At 64.0% G+C, this 20441-nt stretch carries 18 protein-coding genes, 1 tRNA gene and 2 pseudogenes; 9 read left to right on the plus strand and 12 right to left on the minus strand.

The window, feature by feature from the left end; all coding sequences use genetic code 11:
* Window positions 1-60 precede the first annotated feature (60 nt).
* The 4 genes from BLT68_RS03780 to BLT68_RS03795 all read left to right on the plus strand — a co-directional run bounded on the left by BLT68_RS03780 (window position 61) and on the right by BLT68_RS03795 (window position 4462).
* Entirely contained in the window at window positions 61-1101 is a 1041-nt protein-coding gene (locus tag BLT68_RS03780; protein WP_050695044.1) for a hypothetical protein, read from the plus strand.
* Window positions 1101-2132, plus strand: a complete 1032-nt coding sequence (locus BLT68_RS03785; protein ID WP_074632898.1) for a DUF5692 family protein — start codon at window positions 1101-1103, stop codon at window positions 2130-2132. Before BLT68_RS03780 ends, BLT68_RS03785 begins: the two co-directional genes overlap by 1 nt.
* Before the next feature lie 451 nt (window positions 2133-2583).
* Window positions 2584-3528, plus strand: a complete 945-nt coding sequence (locus tag BLT68_RS03790; RefSeq protein ID WP_074632900.1) for a DUF6318 family protein — start codon at window positions 2584-2586, stop codon at window positions 3526-3528.
* Window positions 3479-4462, plus strand: coding sequence for a hypothetical protein (locus tag BLT68_RS03795; RefSeq protein ID WP_341349665.1), 984 nt, complete (start codon window positions 3479-3481; stop codon window positions 4460-4462). The genes BLT68_RS03790 and BLT68_RS03795 overlap by 50 nt, the downstream gene beginning before the upstream one ends.
* A 68-nt stretch (window positions 4463-4530) precedes the next feature.
* Here BLT68_RS03795 and lysA read toward each other — a convergent pair whose 3' ends face one another.
* The 3 genes from lysA to BLT68_RS03810 form a co-directional block, all read right to left on the minus strand.
* Window positions 4531-5940 carry a diaminopimelate decarboxylase gene (gene lysA, locus BLT68_RS03800; RefSeq protein ID WP_074632901.1) on the minus strand — a complete coding sequence of 470 codons (1410 nt, stop codon included), beginning with the start codon at window positions 5938-5940 and terminating at the stop codon, window positions 4531-4533.
* A 3-nt stretch (window positions 5941-5943) separates the two neighbouring features.
* Window positions 5944-7623, minus strand: coding sequence for an arginine--tRNA ligase (gene argS, locus BLT68_RS03805; RefSeq protein ID WP_074632903.1), 1680 nt, complete (start codon window positions 7621-7623; stop codon window positions 5944-5946).
* Window positions 7624-7890: 267 nt separating this feature from the next.
* The gene (locus BLT68_RS03810; RefSeq protein ID WP_074632905.1) at window positions 7891-8346 is read right to left on the minus strand and encodes a ribose-5-phosphate isomerase; all 456 of its coding nucleotides are present in this window, start codon (window positions 8344-8346) and stop codon (window positions 7891-7893) included.
* 99 nt (window positions 8347-8445) lie between these two features.
* Between BLT68_RS03810 and BLT68_RS03815 the strand changes: the two genes are divergently transcribed.
* A tRNA-Arg gene (locus tag BLT68_RS03815) sits at window positions 8446-8521 on the plus strand.
* Between the two features lie 168 nt (window positions 8522-8689).
* Window positions 8690-10108: a sodium:proton antiporter gene (locus BLT68_RS03820; RefSeq protein ID WP_074632906.1), complete on the plus strand. Its 1419-nt coding sequence runs from the start codon at window positions 8690-8692 to the stop codon at window positions 10106-10108.
* Between the two features lie 384 nt (window positions 10109-10492).
* Here BLT68_RS03820 and BLT68_RS03825 read toward each other — a convergent pair whose 3' ends face one another.
* The 7 genes and pseudogenes from BLT68_RS03825 to BLT68_RS09520 form a co-directional block, all read right to left on the minus strand.
* A complete protein-coding gene (locus BLT68_RS03825; RefSeq protein WP_074632908.1) occupies window positions 10493-11257 on the minus strand; it encodes an XRE family transcriptional regulator in 765 nt (254 codons plus the stop codon).
* Window positions 11254-11769: a DcrB/PsbP domain-containing protein gene (locus tag BLT68_RS03830; RefSeq protein ID WP_242649302.1), complete on the minus strand. Its 516-nt coding sequence runs from the start codon at window positions 11767-11769 to the stop codon at window positions 11254-11256. Before BLT68_RS03830 ends, BLT68_RS03825 begins: the two co-directional genes overlap by 4 nt.
* The gene (locus BLT68_RS03835) at window positions 11724-12158 is read right to left on the minus strand and encodes a hypothetical protein (protein ID WP_074632909.1); all 435 of its coding nucleotides are present in this window, start codon (window positions 12156-12158) and stop codon (window positions 11724-11726) included. Before BLT68_RS03835 ends, BLT68_RS03830 begins: the two co-directional genes overlap by 46 nt.
* A 4-nt stretch (window positions 12159-12162) precedes the next feature.
* Window positions 12163-13293, minus strand: a complete 1131-nt coding sequence (locus BLT68_RS03840; protein ID WP_332838223.1) for a hypothetical protein — start codon at window positions 13291-13293, stop codon at window positions 12163-12165.
* Entirely contained in the window at window positions 13290-13592 is a 303-nt protein-coding gene (locus BLT68_RS03845; protein WP_070778154.1) for a hypothetical protein, read from the minus strand. Before BLT68_RS03845 ends, BLT68_RS03840 begins: the two co-directional genes overlap by 4 nt.
* Before the next feature lie 94 nt (window positions 13593-13686).
* Window positions 13687-14349, minus strand: a pseudogene (locus BLT68_RS09290) (IS30 family transposase).
* Window positions 14246-14641, minus strand: coding sequence for a helix-turn-helix domain-containing protein (locus tag BLT68_RS09520; protein ID WP_198482575.1), 396 nt, complete (start codon window positions 14639-14641; stop codon window positions 14246-14248). Before BLT68_RS09520 ends, BLT68_RS09290 begins: the two are co-directional and overlap by 104 nt.
* Before the next feature lie 608 nt (window positions 14642-15249).
* Between BLT68_RS09520 and BLT68_RS03855 the strand changes: the two genes are divergently transcribed.
* The 3 genes and pseudogenes from BLT68_RS03855 (at window position 15250) to BLT68_RS03865 (ending at window position 17361) form a co-directional block, all read left to right on the plus strand.
* Window positions 15250-15681 carry a hypothetical protein gene (locus BLT68_RS03855; RefSeq protein ID WP_050695053.1) on the plus strand — a complete coding sequence of 144 codons (432 nt, stop codon included), beginning with the start codon at window positions 15250-15252 and terminating at the stop codon, window positions 15679-15681.
* A 136-nt stretch (window positions 15682-15817) separates the two neighbouring features.
* Window positions 15818-17033: pseudogene (locus BLT68_RS09525) on the plus strand (ATP-binding protein).
* A 76-nt stretch (window positions 17034-17109) separates the two neighbouring features.
* Window positions 17110-17361, plus strand: coding sequence for a hypothetical protein (locus tag BLT68_RS03865; RefSeq protein WP_232618769.1), 252 nt, complete (start codon window positions 17110-17112; stop codon window positions 17359-17361).
* Window positions 17362-18496: 1135 nt separating this feature from the next.
* Here BLT68_RS03865 and BLT68_RS03870 read toward each other — a convergent pair.
* Window positions 18497-19327, minus strand: a complete 831-nt coding sequence (locus tag BLT68_RS03870) for a glycerophosphodiester phosphodiesterase family protein (RefSeq protein WP_074632912.1) — start codon at window positions 19325-19327, stop codon at window positions 18497-18499.
* Window positions 19324-20382 (minus strand): M23 family metallopeptidase, encoded by a 1059-nt coding sequence (locus tag BLT68_RS03875; protein WP_408641287.1) that lies wholly within the window; start codon window positions 20380-20382, stop codon window positions 19324-19326. The genes BLT68_RS03870 and BLT68_RS03875 overlap by 4 nt, the downstream gene beginning before the upstream one ends.
* Between the last annotated feature and the right edge of the window lie 59 nt (window positions 20383-20441).

The following is a 20441-nucleotide window of genomic DNA, read 5'->3' on the forward strand; positions in this document are numbered from 1 at the left end:
TGCCCGACGACCCACATCTGCATCAAGCAGGCCTCGCCTGATCCTCAAGGAGGAGGACTCATGACACGACACTCACGCATGCGCTCGCTATGCCGCATCAGCCTGGCGGGAACGGCCGCACTCCTGGGTGGCATGTACGCGTTCAGCCAGCTCACCGGGAAAGCGACGCCGGAAGAACAGGCCTGGCGCTATCCGGGAGACGATCTCATCGACGCCAACTATGACAACGGCTACTCCTCGACCTACGCCATCACCATTGACGCCCCCGCCTATGCGGTATGGAGGCTCTTTAAACAGATCGGAGCGGAAAAATCCGGGTCGTTCTCCTCGGAGTTCCTGGAAAGGACCTTCGCTCGTCTCCCCTTCTTCAACTCCTACGAGATACAGGAGGAGTTCCAGCAGCCTGATTCCATGAAGCCCGGCGACATTGCTGCTTTCGACTTCCACGGGATGTCCATGGAGTGGGCTGACATCGTGCCCGGCAAGTACCTGGTTCAGTGGGTCGACACGAAGAACCCGCCGAAGGCTCCCGGGTCCTACGCTTTCCGTTTCCCGGGTATGCGGCATTTCGCGGCGGCCTGGTGCTTCTATATGGTGCCGCTGGCCGGAGGCCGCACTCGCCTCATCAACCACTGGCGTATCGGCTACGAGCCGCCCAGCGCGGCAATGACCGCGCTCAATTGGGTCAACATCGAGTTCATCGGCGGGTGTATGACGCACCTGCAGAATCTCTACGTGAAACGCGTCCTGGAGTTTAAGAAGAAGCAGCACCTGACAGGTCGCGTTATGCGCGGCATGCTCGGCGGGCGGTTCTTCGCCAGCCCCACCCCGGCCGGCCGACACGACGGCACGCCCCTTTTTGAGGACACCTTCACCCAGTGGTTCCGTTATGGGCGCTCAGCCCCGGCTGTCGCTGAAATACGCCCGCCCGTCACCGACGATCCATCGTGGCCGCCGACGGGTCCGGGCACCCCGTGGGAAAGCGAGGTTGATTCCTCCTACTTCGAGGGCTGGAGCGAACCGGCATTTTCTTGGGATGAGCAGATACGCCAAAAGATGGAGCGCACCTATCTGCCCGATTGGGGTAAGGAACAACGCTGATGGGTGCGATCACTCCCCCGGAGTATCCGACTCTCTTTTTCTTCGAGGTCGGCCAGTGGTGGGACTACGCGATGCTCGCCTTCGTTATCGCCGCCCTCGCGTTCACCGCCTGGCTGGCCCAACGCAACATGTGGGTCGTCCTGGGCGTATTCGTCCTGATTCCCGTCGCGCTCACCATCTTCTGGTGGCCGACGTCCACGCAGGGGACGGCCTCGGCGGGCTGGTTTCCGATCGTCAAACAGTATTCGGCGCTGGCCGGATCCCTGTGCCTGGTCGCCCTGCAGGTGTTCCCCAGGCTGCGACACAACCGCTGGTACCTGCTGATCCCACCGGTCATCCTGGCGGTGAATATCGCCGAGGCGGTGGTCCGGGATTTTCAGTGCTACGGGATTCACGGGGTTGATCCGTCCCAGGGGATGGTCACCTGGGGAGGACCGTGGAACATCATGAACGGTATTGCGGGTATCCTCAACCTCCTGGCGATCTCGGGATGGATCGGGATCTTCGTGTCGAAAGGGAAGGAACGGGCCCTCGTGTGGGGTGACCTGACCATCGGCTGGATCATCGCCTACGACCTGTGGAACTTCGCCTACGTGTACAACTGCCTGGCGGACCGCGCGTGGTACTCGGGCGTGGCCCTGCTGGCCTCGTGCACGATCCCGGCCCTATTGAAGTTCGGTCGGGGGGCGTGGATCCAATACCGGGCGTACACGCTCACCTTCTGGTCTGCCGTGGTGCTCACCTTCCCGCACTTCATGCAGGACTCGATGTTCGCCCACCGCAGCGCCCACAACCCCACGGCGATGTTCATCATCTCCGCGGCCGCCCTGGTTGCCAACCTGTGGGTGTTCGGCAAGCACGCGCACACGATCGTCGCGAAGAGGCGCAACCCCTTGACGCAGGAGGTCCACAGCGACGAGCCGACCTACGTGTCTTGGGTGCGCGATCTGGCATCCGACGAGGACAAGAAGATAATCGCCGCGCGCCTGGGAACGACACCGGAGAAAGCGGGTTTCATCTCGAACGCATAGGGCGTACGCCGGTCGCATCCGGCGCTTGATGTGATCGCGCCGAGGAGTCATTCGTCGAGGTCGCACGTGCTGCGCCGTCGCGGCGCCATGCCCGAGGCCACGCCTTGCCTCTCGGCCGCACGCGTCCTCCCCTCATTCCTTCCTTCGTGCCTTTCCCAGCTCGCTCCTTCCTGCGTTGAAGTGTCTGGGTTGTGGGTGTGGCGCTCGGGTTCGCGTGTTCTCGCGGCGCGCGCCGGGCGTACACGTCTTCATTTGGCCAGGTCAGGTGTGGGTTTTGGGTGTGGTGTGCACGTTTGTGCGGGGTTTGGGTGGTGGGTGGGAATTGTTGTGTGGTGATTGCGGGGGATTCTTGGTGTTTCGTGTTGGTTCTGCGCCTACCATGGTTCCCAAGGGGCGTGCTCCCAGTGTCGGGGGCGCCCAGGAGTACACCTCAGTGTGGAGGGCACACACCATGGAAATCCCACCATTGTCCCAGCGACCCATCACCGATGAGGAGGAAGAAGCCTTCCTCCAATCCACGCAACCCAGGCGCGGCCTGTTCACCCGCCGGTCCTGGGGCCTGGGCACCACCCACCGTCCGCGCAGCAAAAACACTAAAGAAAACAAAACAGGCACGGGATTTACCACCTTTGATACCACCCACAACACGACGCGCACCGGTGGCGGGCTGGCCTCGTGGCTGCGAGCCGACCCCATTGACTGGGGAATCCGGGCACTCATTATCCTCCTCGCCATCGGCGCCCTTGTCGCAGTCTATATCCAGGGCGAAGCACGGGGCTGGTGGAACCAGGGCACAGCCCCCACGGCGGCGCCCACGCGGTCTGCCATGTCGGGCGGGGCTCCCACCCCCGCGCCGACCGGTTCGGGTGAGGCCGTGATGTCGGGCGGGTACGAGATCGGACCCGACGGCATCCTAGTACGCCCAGCAGAGCACGCCGCATCCACCTACACCCTACCCACACTCCCCCAAACCGCCACAGAAAACACCGAACGAGGAGCAGAAGCAGCCGCCGAACACTACCTCGCTGTTGCCACCTATGCCTGGAATACGGGAGACACTTCCGCTGTCAGAGCGTTATCATCCGAAGATAGCGGATTTGCCGAGGACCTAATCAACAGGATTAATGAAGACTACTCTGATGGGTGGGTATTCGGTCACTCGCTAACAGTAAAGAATATCCTCCTGCTAGAACCTGTCCCCGCTAACGGAGCAGACGTCCCACCGAATACAATCGGCGTCAAGTTTAGTGTCATGGCGATCGATGGCACAAAATGCAAAAAGAAGCACATCACCGTCAGAAACAACGAGTATCACTCGACAATTTCTTTATTCATGACCTGGAATAATGGCCAGTGGATTGAAACACAAGGGAGAGCGGTTAGCGATGAAAACTAGATACACCAGCTCGCACACCATAGTAGCGACAGTAGCATTTGTATTCTGCTCAATGAGCACAGTTACCGCCACCTATGCCGACGATCGCGCGCGTCATCACGATTGGGATCAAGTCGTTGAGGGCGATGGAAGTAATATCAAGGTATCCCAGCAAGAAAAGTGGGGATACCAGTCTGATTCAGCCTCATCATCTTCCTCGTCTGCTGGGAGGACTGTGACTGATGACAGGAGTCGTTTAACGGCGGACTCTGTTGCTTCGTCTGAGGCTGGGGCGTATTTTGATTGGGCGCATTGCGCTGTTGAGCAGCTGCCTCACGGGGACGATCCTTTCACGCAGGGCAGCTGGGTATGCGCCTACCCGCCCCCCGCACCGGGCGAAGACCCCACACCAACACGCATCCCCACCACCCGTGAGATTCTGTTGGCGGCCGCGACCTTAATCCACGCCGACGGCGCAGGCCTACGCAAGCGCCCCGAGGGAGTGTCCTACACCAACAAATACATCCCCACCCTGGTCAACGCCACACACCCCACCCAAACACACACCATCACCCTCCTAGGCCGCACCATCACCATCACCCTCAACGCCGAGGAATACACCTGGAACTGGGGAGACAACACACCCAACACCACCACGACCTCACCAGGAGCACCCTGGCAAAAAGGCATGAACCCCAATACCGACCCCACCCTCATCCACCACCACTACACCCCACCCCAAGGATGGCGATCCTCCCTAGATGGCCCCTACCCCACAGCCAGTCGCACCATCACCCTCACCACCACATGGAGCGGAACAGCAACCAACCCCTTCACCGGACAAACCCAAACCATCAACGGCCTGGTCACCACCACCGAAACAACCGACCCCTTCCCCCTAGACCACCTCATCATCAACAACACCGACACCTGGGAAGAAAAACAAGGACACTAAACAACCAAACACCCACACAACACACAACCCAACAGACACACCCCCACGCCCCACACAAAACCCGACAGCTATGCGAGCCCCGCGTCCAACGCCAACAAGTGATCAACCGTCTGCGGACGCACGAACCAACGGGCCGCACCATCCTCAACAGCCAGCACACCAGGCTTGGTCACCATATTGTAATTGGACGCCATCGAATACCCATAAGCACCCACAGCAGGCACCACCAGGAGATCGCCGCCCGCAATGTCGCCCGGCAGGTCGACGTCGCGGATGATGATGTCCCCGCTCTCGCAATGCTTACCGACCACGCGGCAGCGTGCCAGGGCGCCGGGCTGGGCGGGGCAGTCGCGATTCGCCAGGGTCGCCGTGTAGGCGGCGTCGTAAAGGACGGGCCGGATGTTATCCGACATGCCCCCGTCGATCGCCACGTACCGGCGCACTCCCCCGCCTTCCAGCGAAACGTCTTTGATGGCGCCCACGCGGTAGAGCATCACCATCGACGCCCCCGCGATCGAACGCCCGGGTTCGACGGACACGTGCGGGATCGGCAGGCCGTGGTGTGCGCAGCGCTCGCGAACCGCGTCGGCCAGCACGCGCGCGACCTCCACGGGAGAGGTCGGCACCGGGTCCTGGCCCGTGTAGGAGATGCCCACGCCGCCACCCAGGTCGATCGCGGGAACCCCCAGGGCCAGCTCGTCGCGCAGCCTGGCCGCAAAGTCGATGACGATGCGGGCAGCCTGCGAAAAGGCGCGGGTGCCGAAAATCTGGGAGCCGATGTGGCTGTGCAGGCCCCGAAAATCCAGGTGCGGGGCGCGGGCGATCGCCGCCATGGCCTCGAGCGCCTGGCCGGTGGCCAGGGACAGGCCGAACTTCTGGTCCTCGTGGGCGGTGGCAACGTACTCGTTTCCACCCGCGTGGATGCCGGACTTCAGGCGCACCATGACGGGCGCGGCGACGCCCAGCTCCGCGGCGATCCGCTCGACCTGGCGAACCTCGTCCATCGAATCGATAAAGATCCGGTGAATGCCGGACTCGAGGGCCAGTCGGATCTCCTCGTCGGACTTATTGTTGCCGTGCAACCCGATGCGCTTTGGGTCAACCCCCGCGCGCAGCGCGAGCGTCAGCTCCCCCAGCGACGCGGTATCGACCCCCAGCCCCTCACTGGCCACCAGGCGGGCGACATCGGCGCTCAGGAACGCCTTACCCGCGTAAAAGGCGTCGCCGCCCCTCATGCCGTAGCCGTCCCAGAACTCCTCGGCCATCGCCGACGCCCACACGCGGGCGCGCCCGCGCAGCCCCTCAACGTCCAGCACGAAAGTGGGGGTGCCGAACTCACAGGCGATCCTGGTCAGGTCGACGCCGCCCACACGCAAAACGCCGTCCACGCGCCGGGCGCTCCACGGCCACAGGTCGGGGCGCTCACCGGGGTTCGGACAGGTGAGGGACCCAACGGGCGCACGATCCGCCTTCCTCACTGCTCACATCCTTTCCGGGGCGCTCACGCCGAGCAGACCGAGGCCGGAGCGCAGCACCTGGGTCACCGCGTCGTTGAGCCACAGGCGGGCGACGTGGCCGGGCTGGATCGGATCGAGGCTGCGGGGGGTGACGCGACACTGGCCGTACCAGGCGTGGTAGGTGGCGGCCAAGGACTCCAGGTAGCGGGCGATGCGGTGCGGCTCGCGCAGCTCGGTGGCCTGAGCGACCTGAGCGGGGAACTGGGCGAGCGCGCCCAGCAGGGCCGAGTCGGCCTCGGTATCCAGCTCGGCCGGGTCAAATCCCGCGTCGCGGCTCACGCCGTGAGTGGCGGCGTTGCGCGCGACGTTACAGGTGCGCACGTGCGCGTACTGCACGTAATACACCGGGTTGTCGTTCGAGTGCTGCGAGAGCAGGTCCAGATCGATATCGACCTGCGTGTCCATCGAGACGCGAACGAGGGCGTAGCGGGCCGCGTCCACACCGACCGCATCGACCAGGTCGTCCAGCGTGACGATCGTGCCTGCGCGCTTCGACATGCGCACGGGCTCGCCATCCTTCACCAGGTTCACGAGCTGGCCGATGAGGATCTGCAGGTTCACGCCGGGGGTGTCGCCGAAGGCGGCGCACATGGCCATCATGCGGCCGATGTAGCCGTGGTGGTCCGCGCCCAGCAGGTAAATGGCCGCATCCGCGCCGCGCTCACGCTTATTCAGGTAGTAGGCGACATCGCCCGCGAAGTAGGCGGCCTGGCCATCCGACTTGATGAGCACGCGGTCCTTGTCGTCCCCGTTAGCGGTCGTGCGCAGCCACACTGCGCCGCCCTCGTCAAAGATCTGGCCGCGCTCACGCAGGTGCTTGATCGCCTCGTTCACCGCACCGGATGAGTGCAGCGAATCCTCGTGGAAAAACACATCGAAGTCCGCGCGGAAAGAGTGCAGGCGCTCCTTGATCTCGGCGAACATCAGCTCGACGCCGCGAGCGCGGAACACCTCGATGGCCTCCCCTTCGGGCAGGGTGATCGGGTCGGGTTCGCCCGCGGCGCGCGCGTCGGCACGCACCTGTTCGGCGATGTCGGCGATGTATTGGCCGCCGTAGCCGTCCTCGGGCACCTCGCGGCCCATGGCGCGGGCGTAGAGGGAATGGGAGAAACGGTCGATCTGGGAGCCGTGGTCGTTGAAGTAATACTCGCGGGTCACGGCGGCGCCGGAAGCGGCCATGAGGCGCGACAGCGAATCGCCGACCGCCGCCCAGCGGGCGCCCCCCAGGTGCACGGGGCCGGTCGGGTTGGCCGACACATACTCGAGGTTGATGGAGCGGCCCGCCAGCGTCTGGTTGCGGCCGTAGGCGGCCCCCGCCTGAACGATGGTGCGGGCCAGCTCGCCCGCGGCGCCCGCGCCCAGGCGGATGTTGATAAATCCGGGACCCGCGACCTCAACGGAGTCGATGCCGGCGGCGCCGCTCAGGTCTCCAGCGAGGATCGATGCGAATTCGCGCGGGGCCATTCCGGCCTTCTTGCCCAGTTGCATGGCGACGTTGGTCGCCCAGTCGCCGTGCTCGCGCACGCGGGGGCGCTCCACGGTCACGGGGTCGGGGACCAGGGCGGGATCGATCGAAATGCGCCCGGCGGCGGCAGCGTCCAGCAGCGTCGAGCGGATGAGGCAAGCAAGTTCTTCAGGAGTCACCCCCCAAGCCTACGGGGTTTTCACGCCCCGCCGCGAGCTCTCTTCGCGCGCTCGGATGAATACCTGGCCACACGAGGGGTTGGAGGACAAGGATGGGGCGCCCTGCGCCACGCGGATGCACGGGGGACGACGCGCGGCGCGGCACTCCACGACCCACGCGGACGCACGGGGGCATAGGGGCGGGGCGGCAAAGACGCGCGGTGCTTTGCACGCGAATCGGGGCCGACGGATCACTTCAATCCGCCGGCCCCGATTCACCTCAACGATTCAGGCGCGCACGGAGCGCTCATAGTCTTTCATGAGGTCGATGCGGCGCTGGTGGCGCTGGTCCCCGCTGAAGGGGGTCTCCAGGAACGCGTCAATGAGCGCGAGGGCCTCGGCCTCGGTGTGCTGGCGCGCGCCGACGGCCACGACGTTCGCGTCGTTATGCTCGCGAGCCAGGCGAGCGGTCGCATCCGACCACACCAGCGCGGCACGCACGCCCTCCACGCAGTTGGCGGCCATCTGCTCGCCGTTACCGGAGCCACCGATGACAATGCCGAGGCTGCCCGGCTCATCCACGACCGCCTGCGCTGCCTCGATGCAGAACGGCGGATAGTCATCCAACGCATCGAAAGTGCGTGCGCCATGATCCACGACAACGTGACCGGCCCCGCGCAGGTGTGCGACGACCTTTTCCTTGAGCTCAAAACCGGCATGATCGGTGCCGATATGAACGCGCATAGAATCCTCCTGATGGTTTTTCAGATAAGGGACACCGACCAGTATGGCACACATCACCGTCACGCGCGGGTGTGTGAACCCTGCTAGACTGGCCGGGTTGCCCCGATAGCTCAGCGGATAGAGCGCTTGCCTCCGGTGCAAGAGGTCGCAGGTTCGAGTCCTGTTCGGGGCGCCACGGTCGCCCGCGTTTCCCGCTGCCCCGCCTCCCGCGGGTCCTCGCGAACCGGCCGACGCTCCACGGACCATCGGCGCTGCCTCTCCCGCCTCGCGGGAGATGCCGCGCCCCACGCCTCGCACCCCAATAAAATGGAGTGCGCCCCAATCGTCAAACAAGGACCGGCCGATGACCTACCAGTGGTGGAGCCTGCTCCCCTTCGTCACCATGCTCGCCTGCATTGCCCTCCTGCCCATCATCCCGAAAACCTCGCACTGGTGGGAAAAGGAATCCTCCCGGCTCTTCGTCGCCCTGCTCCTGGGCGTGCCCACGACGATCTGGATGCTCGTTACGGCCGGCACTGGTCCACTGATCTCGACCGGCGTCGAATACGTGCAGTTCATCGCACTGCTCTTCGCCCTCTTCGTCGTCTCCGGAGGCATCCACCTGGAGGGCGACATCAAGGCGACTCCACGCAACAACACGATCTTCCTGGCGGTCGGCGGCCTCCTCGCCTCCTTCATCGGGACCACGGGCGCGGCCATGCTGCTGATCCGCCCGCTGTTGGAAACCAACAAAGAACGCAAGCACCGCGTCCACACCGTGCTGTTCACGATTTTTATCGTCGCCAACTGCGGCGGCATACTGACCCCGCTCGGCGACCCGCCGCTCTTCCTGGGCTACCTGCACGGCGTTCCTTTCTCCTGGACCTTCGCGCTGTGGAAGGAATGGCTGTTCGTCCTGGTGCTGCTGCTCCTGTCCTACTATTCGATCGACCGCGTACGTTACGCCTCGGAAGACACCTCTTCCATCGAGGCCGACGACCGCGACGTCCAGCCCCTGCGCCTGGTCGGCACGGTGAACCTGCTCTTCTTCGCGATCATCATCCTCTCCGTCGCCTTCGCGCCTTCCTGGGACGGCGAGGCGCTCGCTGAGGGGCACGTCGGGTCGTGGACAGAATTGGTGCCGTGGCGCGAACTCATCATGTTCACGGTCGCCGGATTGTCCTACGCGTTCTCCGACAAAAAGGTGCGCTTCGAGGAGAATGCCTTCACGTGGACGCCCATCGCCGAGGTCGCGACCCTGTTTATCGGCATTTTCTCGACCATGGCGCCCGCGCTGCGCTACCTGGAGCAGATCGCCCCGGACCTGCCCCTGACGCGCATGACCTACTTTGTGTTCACGGGTGGATTGTCCTCCGTGCTGGATAACGCCCCCACGTACATGACGTTCTTTGAGCTGGCCAAGGCCTCCGGCGGCGACGGCACGCTCGTCGCGGGGGTGCCCGAATACTACCTGATCCCCATCTCGCTGGGCGCCGTGTTCTGCGGCGCGGCCACGTACATTGGAAACGGCCCGAACTTCATGGTCAAATCCGTCGCAGAATCCGACGGCGTGGCCATGCCGTCGTTTGGCCGCTACGTCGGCTACGCGTTCACGCTGCTGGTGCCGACTCTGGCCGCCATGGCCATGATTTTTATCGGCGAGTCTGCGCTGGTGCGTGGCCTGGGCATCGCCCTGGCCGCCGGGCTGGCCTTCCTGGCCCTCGTGCGCATCCGCCGTGCCGGGATCGACGAGGCCGTGGCGGACTTCAGCGGCGACGACTGACCGCGATCCTGAACGGATACGTCGGGGGCAGAACCGGCCGGTTGTGCCCCCGCCTGTGTTGCATGGCGCCTTGTCGTGTTGCGTGGCGGGGCGTTTTGCTGCGCGGGGGGCCGCGGGTGTCCTGCTGCGCTGCGGCGTGGGCGTGTCTCACCGCCGGTTGAAACCCAGACCGCCCCCGCCCCGCCTCCCGCGGCTGCGCGTGAAACCCACACCGCCCCTGTACGCCCAAAACACCACGATTCAAGCCAATTCCGGCACGCAGGGGCGACCCCGGTTTCACCAAACCCCACGCAGCCCGAAGCAGGGGCGGCCGCGTTTGCCCGAACCCCCGCGACGCCGCGCGCCCTCACGCGGGCGCACGGTCGCCAGCTGCCGGCCTGAGCGCTACGCGCCAAGCACCCCCATCGCCATGGCCCAAATCGCCGCGCGAGGCGGAGCGTCCAGCGTCGGATCCGCTGACAACCGGGAGAGAGCCTGCACGTCGAGGGGTGCATGAATGAGGGCGTGGAGATGATCGGTCACGAAGCACTCATAGTGCGCGCCGGGACGCCATTTTCCACGTCGCTTCTCCTCACGCACGCAGGTGACGACACTCCAGCGCCCCGAGGTGCAGTCACGCGCAAAGTGCGACTCGGCGGGGCCATACGTCACCAGGTCATTGAGGACGTCCTGTGCACCTCGGACATCAAGGGCACGAACCGCTGCTAGGAAGTCTGTAGGCATGTAGGGCGGGCCGTCGTGGATGGTGGGTCCGGCGTGCAGCAGGGAGGCGAAGGCCAGGATATGCGGGACTTCGCAGAAATCAACCTGACTGAAGTGCACGCCGTCCACATCGGAACGCATGATGACGGAGCGCGGAACGGTGGGCCAGACCCTCCAGTCGCGCACGACATCCGGCATGGCGGGGGAGACAACACGGATAGCGGCCCTCGTTCGAGCATCACTCGCGGGCCCCAGGATTCGCTGTGCGTCACCAACGAGGCCATTCGCTCCTACAAGTCCACCGCTGACAAGTCCGCTGGTGAGGGCATCGCTCGAGACGCGCGTCGTCCCCTTGCTGGTAGACAGCATGTCGAGGAGAACATTCGCCTGCTCGACGGTGACGATCAGCTGATCCGCAGAACGCGAATCGGTGGCATCAACACTCACGATGGCTCCTCCACAGTCTGAGCCATCTCCATGAAATCATCGATGACCATCGGGAAGACAATGCTGGGACACGTACACGTCGCGGTCCACAGGAAACGCTGCGGCGAGCGTGACCCAACGTGTGCAGTACGCGTGATCCATGCGAGTTGGCTGAGTGTCAGCGAGACATCGTCGAGGATGTAGACGCCTGTACGCCATCGGGCTCCTTGAGGAGTCATTGGCCACTCGAAATCATCGATGAGATGAAATCCAGGAAATGGTTTCTCCAGCTGCTGGACGCTGTCCGCGTAGACCGCTTCATCGCTGACATCGGTGGTCAGTTCCCCACCGGCGATCACCAGGGTCGGGACCTTTCCCTCGCCTTTCGCCTTTCCGACAGCGATAAGACGCACGCTGGCGTCACCGGCGAGCGCCCCCAGTTCTGCGCGTTCCTCTGGGGTAACGAGCCGCCATCCCGACGCAAGACTCACCACCACGTATCCCCCCGCCTCTGAGCATGATGAAGCGCCCACGCCTCCTGATCAATGTTTCCGCTCTCATCCAACAGCCCGTGCCGCTTGGCATACTGCCAATCGGCATACACGAAATTAGGGAATCTGATCGGTAATAGCCCAATAAGAAAGAAGGCAAGAAAGATCAGAAGTGTCGCAGCAACACCTGTTAGCCAAATTGTAGGCAGCTTAAAATACTTAATAAATCCAGATATTCCAACGAGTAAGAAAATACAAGCGATTGAAGGCGCACCGATAGCAGCAAAGTTCCTACCGATTCTCCCCTTCCCATTCATCCGACGCCACAGGTTCGCGGCTCTTGAGTCTAAAAACATCTCCGCATACCATACCCCAACTCCAAGAATACCCATGCCGAACCCAGCAATAGCTAGTTTAAGATCCTCGTTCATACGATTACCCTTCATTGATTGGATCGACAATAGTATCGTTGGCTAGATCGCCTGCGCCTTCTCCTAGGTAGTGCCCGATCATCCCGCCGACGACGCCACCCACAAGGCCACCCACAACAGCACCAACCGGCGCAAAAGGTCCCGAACAAGCAGCACCAATGGCTGCGCCAGCTTTACCTCCCACAAATGCACCTCCCCAGGCACCACCCGCCGTTAAGGTCCCTTTCACGCTAGCACGCGCGACCTTATGTCCCTCACTCCACTCGGGGTGCTGAACCGTATCGGTTTGATACGTATCGTAGGCGGTGATACCACCATCAACAACAGCACCCGCCACGCCAGCAACCCTCCCGATTTTTCCGGCAACCGGAGCCACAACACGTGTCCCTGTTGGTTCCAGTCCGTGCGCTCCCGGCGACCGAAACTTCCACTTCGACAGATCACCCCTGGCGAAGAATCCCTCCGGAGCCTCGTATAACCCACTGAAGTGCTGCATCGTGAGCGCGACTGTCGACTGCCCGAGAAAATCTAACAGCCCCAATGCATAGGGGACAGCGATGGCCAGTCGATGGTTCTCACTCGGAACAAAGTGTTCCTTCAGCCGGTCAAACACCGGCTTAATCCACTGCTCATACGTGCCAATTTTGAGATCATCGAGCGTCAGCGAGAACACATACTCCGCGCGCTCGTAGTTCAGCCGTTGCTCCCGCGCCCTGACGCTGAGCTCGCCGAATAACTCGCTCAGCGCCGCGTCCTGCTCGTCCGGCAGGATCACCGTGTCCCCCTCGACGATCAGACCACCCGCGGCCGCAGCCTGAGCAATCCCCTGATACTCACCCCGCACCGACCGCATCGACCACGCCAGGTCCGAAACGGCCAGCTTCAACGCCTTCAAATCTGCCGCCATCTCCTCGTATGTTTGCGATGTTGTCAGCAGATCCTCGTTGCACCGATGCACGAGCAAGGCCTCTTGCTGGGAGACAATAGCCGAGGCACGCGCCACGTCACCATCGGCCCGAGTCAACGCGCCGATCGATTCCTCACAGATCGTTTCAAAGGTAAACAGAGCATCGACATCGATGGGGAATTCCATCGAAAATGAGGAACCCTGAGAGACAGCACTTGCGTTTGTCATCGTGAGTCCAGACTGTCGAGGTATTCACGGACCGCCGCAATTTCTGCGGCGGCCTGATCATCGGCCTGAGCAAAGGCACTGGAGGCCGCATCGAGCCCCTGCGCTACAGCGAGCGAACAGAAGGAGCCCATCGCAATTACCTCATTGATTTTCGCGATCCTCTCAGAAAGCCTCCCCTCGTTACTGCCGACCCCAGAAGGAGTATCCAGCACGTACGCTGCAACATTTTCACCCGATGCCTCGAGAATGGAGGATGCTCGCGACACTTCATCGCTATCCCACACGACCTGACCCGACACGCCACGCTCCTTACCGATTGACAGGAACGAAGCTACCCCCCCCCCCCCGAAGGCGGCTGTCAAGGGCAGATTCTAGGGGTGGTTGCAACACATGTTATGCCCTGAGTAGCAGCTCAAGTCGCTGCTTGGGCGTGTCCCAGTTTAGCGTTTTGCGGGGGCGGTCGTTGAGCTGGTCGGCGATGGCGTCCAGGTCCGTTTCGGTCAGGAGTAACAGATCAGTTCCTTTGGGCATGTATTGGCGCAGGAGCCCGTTCGTGTTCTCGTTGGTGCCGCGTTGCCAGGGTGAGTGCGGGTCACAGAAGTACACGTCAAGGCCCAGCTGTCAACCGATCTTGCGATGTTGGGCCAGCTCGCTTCCCTGGTCCCAGGTCAGTGACAGGCGCAAGGAATGGGGCACGTCTGCGAGCTTGTCGATGATGGCATCTTGAACTTCAGTAGCTGTATGTCCATTAGGCAAGTAGAGCAGCAGCGTGTACCGGGTCGAGCGTTCCACGAGTGTGCCGACCGCGGATCGCCCTTTGGCTCCGATGATCAAGTCACCTTCCCAGTGTCCAGGCAGCGCCCGGTCTTCCACACTGGCGGGCCGTTCGCTGATCATCACCATGGGGTCCTTGAATCGTGGTCGTACCTGGCGAGAGTATGCGACCGGACGCCTACGGACGCGCCCTTGGCGCATGAGGGAAGCGATCTCTTTGCGGAGCGTGCCTTTGGCCTGGATGAAGATGGACTGGTAGATCGTCTCCACGCACGGGTTCATGCTCTGACTTGTGCGGGAAACGCATGCGCAAGTATGCGCAAATCTGTTCTGGGCTCCATCTGAGCTGAAGCTTGTCCCAGATGATGCCCCACAAGCGAGGATCGGCGCATTTACGCACTTTAGGGCGTTTGAGACGCTTGCCTGCTCGCATGTGAGCGATGTAGGGGTTGTAGCACGTGGCTGCAATCCCATTACGCTTCAGCTCCCGGCTCACAGTCGAGGGCGAACGTCCTAACTGTCGAGCAATGTCACGAATAGAGAGCCCCTCGACGCGCCATCCAAAGATAAGCATGCGTTCCTTGAGCGACAAGAACCGTTTACTGACCCGATGAGGTTAGCACTTCATATACAGACGGTACCAATGAGCCTGAGGAGCAATGCTTGCTCGCTCACACCGTCCACTTGAGCGAGTTCGACCATTACGCCAGACCTTGCCCGTCCGCTTCGAGACCCCGACAGCATGAGCCGCCTGCGTGAAGTTCAAACCATCAGCAAGAGCCCGGACATACTCCCGATGCCGGCCGGATTCTAGGGGTGGTTGCAACACGTGTTATGCCCTCAGCAGCAGTTCGAGGCGTTGCAACCGCCACCAGAACCTACAGGACCACGACCGCTGCGCGCGTCCGCTCCGCGAGCGCGTCGATGATCAGCCAGTGCGCCCGCTGATGGGTGAGACGCAGGCACCCCCGTGCAAGTAGACGATGACAGCCCCGGGGCCCGCGGCGCGCGGCCCACCTTATGCCGCCCGGGGCCGCGGAGTGCGGGCATACTGAAAAGAGAGGGTAAAGAGGGGTTCACTCGCACCCCATACACTGTTAATCTAAAGGGGAAGGATCAGACAATCGGCGGGCGAAGCGACGGAGCCCCGCCGTCGGCGAACAACTCGAGGAGGAGCACTTTATGACACGTCCGAACACCGCTGATTCGCGTGACACCAACGTCAAGTACATCGCAGCGGTCGCGAAGATCCTGCACGCGAACGCCGAGGCGACCGCGGAGGGGTGGACCGAGGTGGGCCTGCTGGTCAACAAGGCCCCCGACAGCCAGAAGGTCTCCACCTACGCCGTGCTCAAGCGCGGCTCCGAGCATTTCGATGACTGGCTGACCCCGTCGGCGTGGGACGAACTGAGCAAAGTGCTGGCCACCTGGCAGTTCGATCTCACCCAGCAGGGCCACCCCAAATGGACGGCGATGTTCCTGGGCGGCGTGCACGACGGAGGACTGGCGTGGCTGCCCGACTACTCACCCACCTTCGGCAAGTGGCGCATCCGCAGGAAGCACTCGAACCTGCCGGCGATCCAGGAGGGGCTGGAGAAGGCCGCCCGCCTTTGAGGGCCCCTGCCCCAGGGCGCTAGTCGCACTGCCCGCCGCGCCCGACCAGCAGCGCGCGACTTCCACCCTCCCGCCTACCACGGCAAGAGCGCTGATAAACTTATCAAACGCCCGAAGCGTTGATAAACTTATCGCGATGAGGACTCCACTGGACTCTCCCTTCAGCCCTGGATCCGACACCGTCCCCCACGTGTGGGCGGGGCGAGTCGAGCAACTCAGCGACTGGCGTGATGTCGTACGCCCGCGTCGGCGCGCGGGCATCCACGAGCGCGGGCGCACCATCCTCGGCGAAGCCGGGTCGGGCAAGTCCGCACTGGTGCGCAAGATCGCACGCTCAGCTGCGGCCGAAGGCGACTGGACAACACCCCAGCTCAGGACTCCGGTAGCGACCCCGTGAAACGGGTGGCGTCGGCGCTCCTGCGCCTGGCGTCCGACGCGGGCCTGCCGAGCGCCCGCGAGCGCCGCATCACCGACCTGCTCGGCCGGGTCGAATCGATTGCCGCCTCGGGATTCGGGCTCACGGTGCGGACACGCTCAGGACCCGAGCCGTACACGGCGCTTACCGAGCTCCTCGTCGAGATATTGGCCGTGCCGCGATTCGCGCCGACGCGGTGATCGTCATCCACATCGACGAGGTGCAGAACATCACCGACGAAGCGGTCCGCTCGCAACTGCTCATCGCCCTCGGCAACGCGCTGGCCCACGAGGAGGAGATCGTCCTGCCAGGTGGCCCACGCGCCTCGCGCGCCCTCCCGATCGCCGTGTACCTCACCGGCCTTCCTGAATTCGCCGACATGGCGGGGGCCAGGACGGGCGCGCCCTTCGCACGGCGTTTCCGCACGACAATCCTTGAACCGATCAGCGATAACGACCTGCTGGTCGCGCTCCATCCGTTCGTGACCGAGGGGTGGCAGGTGCCCGGCGGCAAGCGCGTCTACATGGAGGCATCGGCGCAGCGGACCATTGTCGAGCTCTCGCGCGGCGAGCCATTCCTCTTCCAGTTGGCGGGTGAACGCGCCTGGTACGCGGGAACCGACGACCTCATCACCGCCGAGCAGGTCGCATCGGGGTGGCGCGGTGCCGTCCACGAGGCCGAGACCCATGTGCATCGCGTCCTGGAGCGCCTGCCCGCCCGGGAGCGGGCATTTCTCGAAGCGATGGCGCAGTTGCCGCCCCCGGAGCGGACCCTGACGAACATCGCACGCGCACTCGACTACCGTCGAGCCTCCGACGCGGGGCCGACCGCCCAGCGCCTCGATCTCATCCGGCGCGTCATCCGCAGGGGCCGCCCCCACTACACGTTCCGCAACAGGGCGGTGGGTGCCTACTTGGAGTCCGACTGGCCGGAGTGACCGCCGGCTGAGGCTCCTCATAGGACAGACCGGCCTGGGCGAGAACGCGGCCAACGCCATCGCCAATATCGGAGGCATGGCATTGTCCTTCCTGGGCGGGACCTGGGTGCCCATCGAATGGCTGCCCGACGCCGTCGCCCGGGCCGCCAGGCTCACGCCCGGGTACTGGGTGAACCAGGCGCTCTCCGGGGTGTACTCCGCCACCTCGACATCCGCGCAAGCGCTCCTCCCCCTGCTGGCCGACTGCGGGATCTGCGCCCTCTTCGCATTGACGATCCTCTCAGTCGCCATGGGCGTGCGCCGCACGCGGGCGCGCTCGGGGCTGTGAGGTGGGGCGGCCGCTCGTTGGAGCAGCCGCAGCGGGTGGCGGGTTGAAAGCTGCTTTTCATGGTGGTCGGGGCCGTTGTGGGTGCCCCGGGGGCGAAGTAGGCCAGTACGTCGTTGGCTCCTCGTTAATTAATGTTCGTCTACGTGTGATGATCACGGTCAGGGGGGGTGGGACGTGGGCGCTGAATGCGGTAATCACGGCTTACATGAAGAGCTTTCCCTTGGTGTTGCCATGGCTCACGGTACGCGTCGATGACGGATTCTAGAGGTGGTTGCAACACGTTTTACGCCCTGAGCAGCAGATTCGAGGCGCTGCTTGGGTGTATCCCAGTTTTGCGTTTTGCGGGGGCGGTCGCCCTGCTGTTCGGCAATGGCGTCCAGGTCTGCTTCAGATAGGAGTGACAGACAAGAACCACCACACACGCCCAATGTCAGGCCGTGCAATCCTCACAACGGGAGGGGTACCCAATCCCACAAAAATACGACCAAGACCAGCCACAACACACTCCTTCACCAAGACTCCGCAGCAGCCACCACGAGAACATAGAAAGAGCAGACCACGGCAGCCCTGCCTATCCCCACGACAGCACGCAACCAATTACGGCCCCCACACGGCCCCCGCTTTGCAGCCCCCGGCTCCGCGTGAAACCCACACCGCCCCTGCTCATCCAAAAACGCCCACAACAGCCGATTCGCGCAAAGCAGGGGTGGTCCCGGTTTCATAAACCCCGATTCATCCGACAGGAGGGCAACCCTGGTTGCGCGAACCCCACGGCGCAGCGCGCCCTCACCTGGGCGCATGATCACCAGCTGCCGGTCTCCGCCGCTCTACGCGGCGAGGAGTTCCATGAGGTTCTCCCACAGCGTCGTGCGTGGCGGCGCGTCCGATGGCCCCACCAACAACGGCGCCGGGAGGGCCAGACACTTCAGTTCCGGCAGCAGCCCCCGCCACTGCCCCGGCATATCCACCAGCAAAAGGAACAAAACCCGTTGCCGGCCCCTTCACGCCGGCGCGCGCCAGCTTATGACCCACGCCCCAGTCGCGGCGTTTGACGCTATCGGTTTGATAGCTGTCGTAGGCAACGCCAACTCCACTCCCACCGGCAACCGCCCGTCATATCGCGCAATGATCCCCCTCAGTCCCGCGGGGAGGCCGCGACGGCACCCGGGGCCGGGGGCTGGGTCCACAGGCCGCGTGCCTCCAGGAAGTCGCGCAAGAACACGGGGCGGTCGGTGATGATGCCGTCGACACCGACCTCGAGGAGGCGCAGCACGTCCGCCACCGTGTTGATGGTCCACACGTGCACGGCGAGGCCGAGCGTGTGGGCGGTCGCCACGAACCGCTCGTCGACCACGCGGATGGGGCCCTGGCGCATAGGCACCTGGGCGGCAATCGCGCCCTGCCGCGGCCCGGGCACGTGCCACCACGCGGGGTTCGTCGCGCTCTTCGCGGCACCCACCAGGCGCACCACGGCCTCGGTGCCCAGCGAGGTCGCCACCGCGCGCGCCGGATCGGAGGCGGCGCGATCGCGCACGGCACGCAGGCGCGATTCGGAGAAAGAGGCGACTAGGACCCGATCGGCGCCGCCGTGGGCGGCGATGACGTCCAGTAGCGGACCCTCGACGCCCGTTTCCTTCGCGTCGATATTGAAATACATGTCGGGAAAGGCCTTAAGGACCTGCGCGAGCAGCGGCATCTGCTCGCCACTGTCGCGGTGGCGCAGCTTGGCCAGCTCACGCCACGTCATCTGGGAGATAGCTCCCGACCCGTCATAGCAGCGGTCCACGGTGTCGTCATGGGAAACCACGACCTGGCCGTCCGCGGTCACGTGCACATCCGTTTCGACGTGGCGGATCCCAGCCCGGTAGACGCGGGTAAAGGCGCTCACCGTGTTTTCGGGAGCCTCCTCACCACCTCCCCTGTGCGCAAAGATGACGGGGCCCCGACGCATCGTTACGGGCATCATGAGCAAGACTCCTGTCCGAGGTAAATCGCTTTGTTCTCCTTCATCCACGCCTCCGGGTCGATGGGGGTATCGGAGGAGTCATGGATTTCAAAGTGCAGGTGGGGGCCCGTCGACCAGCCGTTGTTGCCGACCGCGCCGATGACCTGACCGGCGGTGACCGTGTCGCCGAGCTTCACGGTGATTTTGTTCATGTACTGGTGCAGGTAGGCCGAATGGAAGACGGTTCCGTCCGCTTTCGTGTGCTTGATCTGCACGTATGCGCCGGAGCGGGAGTTCTCCGCCACCTCCTCGACCACGCCCGCGTACACGGAGGTGACCGGCGTATCCATGCGGGCCGCCATGTCGATGCCCTCGTGCGCCAGCAGCTGGCCGGACACGGGCGAAATACGCGTCGTGAAGGGCGAGGTGATCACGAAGGATCCTTCCGGCAACGGCCAGTAGATTGCGTCCGCCACGACCTTGACGCTGCGGTTGCCGTCCGCCCCATTCCCGGCGGCGCAGCCCGTGATCGACACGGGCGCCTTCGCTTTGGCGCGCGAGTTCGCGGTCAGGGTCGCGTCCAGCTGTGTGGCCTGGGGCAGCGCCGAAGATGAGGCCCAGCTGGTGCCCCCCACCGACGCGCCAAAGGCTCGGGCAGGAACCGTCAGGGAAGAATCAGATCCGACGCGCCCCGTCATCGGGACCGCGATGGTCGCTCCGGCCAGCCCGACCACCAGGAGGGCGCGCAGCACGTAGCCGACGGGGTGGACGTGGCCGCGTCGCCGCCCCGCCGACGAGGCCTCCTCCGCCCGGGTGCCGCCCGTGTCGTCGGCGGCGCGGGCGGATTCGGCGGGCGCGGAAGAGGAGGCGCGAGGACCGCCGGCATCGACAGGCTCAGCACTCCCGCTGGTCGAAACCGCGCCGGCGTCGCCCGTGCCCGCGCCGGGAGAGTCGGCAGCCGCCGGAGTGAGCGGCAACGGGGCGGTGGAGCCCTCTTCCTCCGGTTGCGTGTGCGCCTGGGAGCGTGCGGCGCGCAGCTGCGATCGCTTCGGCAGCGGGCACTCGATGTCGCTCACGCGCTCCCCCTCGTTTCTGTCGGTCGTTTGCCTCGCCCTAATGTACCCTGCTTGCCGCG

Source organism: Schaalia meyeri (genome assembly GCF_900105015.1).
Lineage (GTDB): Bacteria > Actinomycetota > Actinomycetes > Actinomycetales > Actinomycetaceae > Pauljensenia > Pauljensenia meyeri.

Excerpts from the sequence above, each read along its gene's own strand:
- BLT68_RS03780 (WP_050695044.1), top strand. The coding sequence starts at position 61 with ATGACACGACACTCACGCATGCGCTCGCTATGCCGCATCAGCCTGGCG.
- BLT68_RS03785 (WP_074632898.1), top strand. The coding sequence starts at position 1,101 with ATGGGTGCGATCACTCCCCCGGAGTATCCGACTCTCTTTTTCTTCGAG.
- BLT68_RS03790 (WP_074632900.1), top strand. The coding sequence starts at position 2,584 with ATGGAAATCCCACCATTGTCCCAGCGACCCATCACCGATGAGGAGGAA.
- BLT68_RS03795 (WP_341349665.1), top strand. The coding sequence starts at position 3,479 with ATGGCCAGTGGATTGAAACACAAGGGAGAGCGGTTAGCGATGAAAACT.
- BLT68_RS03810 (WP_074632905.1), bottom strand. The coding sequence starts at position 8,346 with ATGCGCGTTCATATCGGCACCGATCATGCCGGTTTTGAGCTCAAGGAA.
- BLT68_RS03820 (WP_074632906.1), top strand. The coding sequence starts at position 8,690 with ATGACCTACCAGTGGTGGAGCCTGCTCCCCTTCGTCACCATGCTCGCC.
- BLT68_RS03835 (WP_074632909.1), bottom strand. The coding sequence starts at position 12,158 with ATGAACGAGGATCTTAAACTAGCTATTGCTGGGTTCGGCATGGGTATT.
- BLT68_RS03840 (WP_332838223.1), bottom strand. The coding sequence starts at position 13,293 with ATGACAAACGCAAGTGCTGTCTCTCAGGGTTCCTCATTTTCGATGGAA.
- BLT68_RS09520 (WP_198482575.1), bottom strand. The coding sequence starts at position 14,641 with ATGCTTATCTTTGGATGGCGCGTCGAGGGGCTCTCTATTCGTGACATT.
- BLT68_RS03855 (WP_050695053.1), top strand. The coding sequence starts at position 15,250 with ATGACACGTCCGAACACCGCTGATTCGCGTGACACCAACGTCAAGTAC.
- BLT68_RS03865 (WP_232618769.1), top strand. The coding sequence starts at position 17,110 with ATGGCATTGTCCTTCCTGGGCGGGACCTGGGTGCCCATCGAATGGCTG.
- BLT68_RS03870 (WP_074632912.1), bottom strand. The coding sequence starts at position 19,327 with ATGATGCCCGTAACGATGCGTCGGGGCCCCGTCATCTTTGCGCACAGG.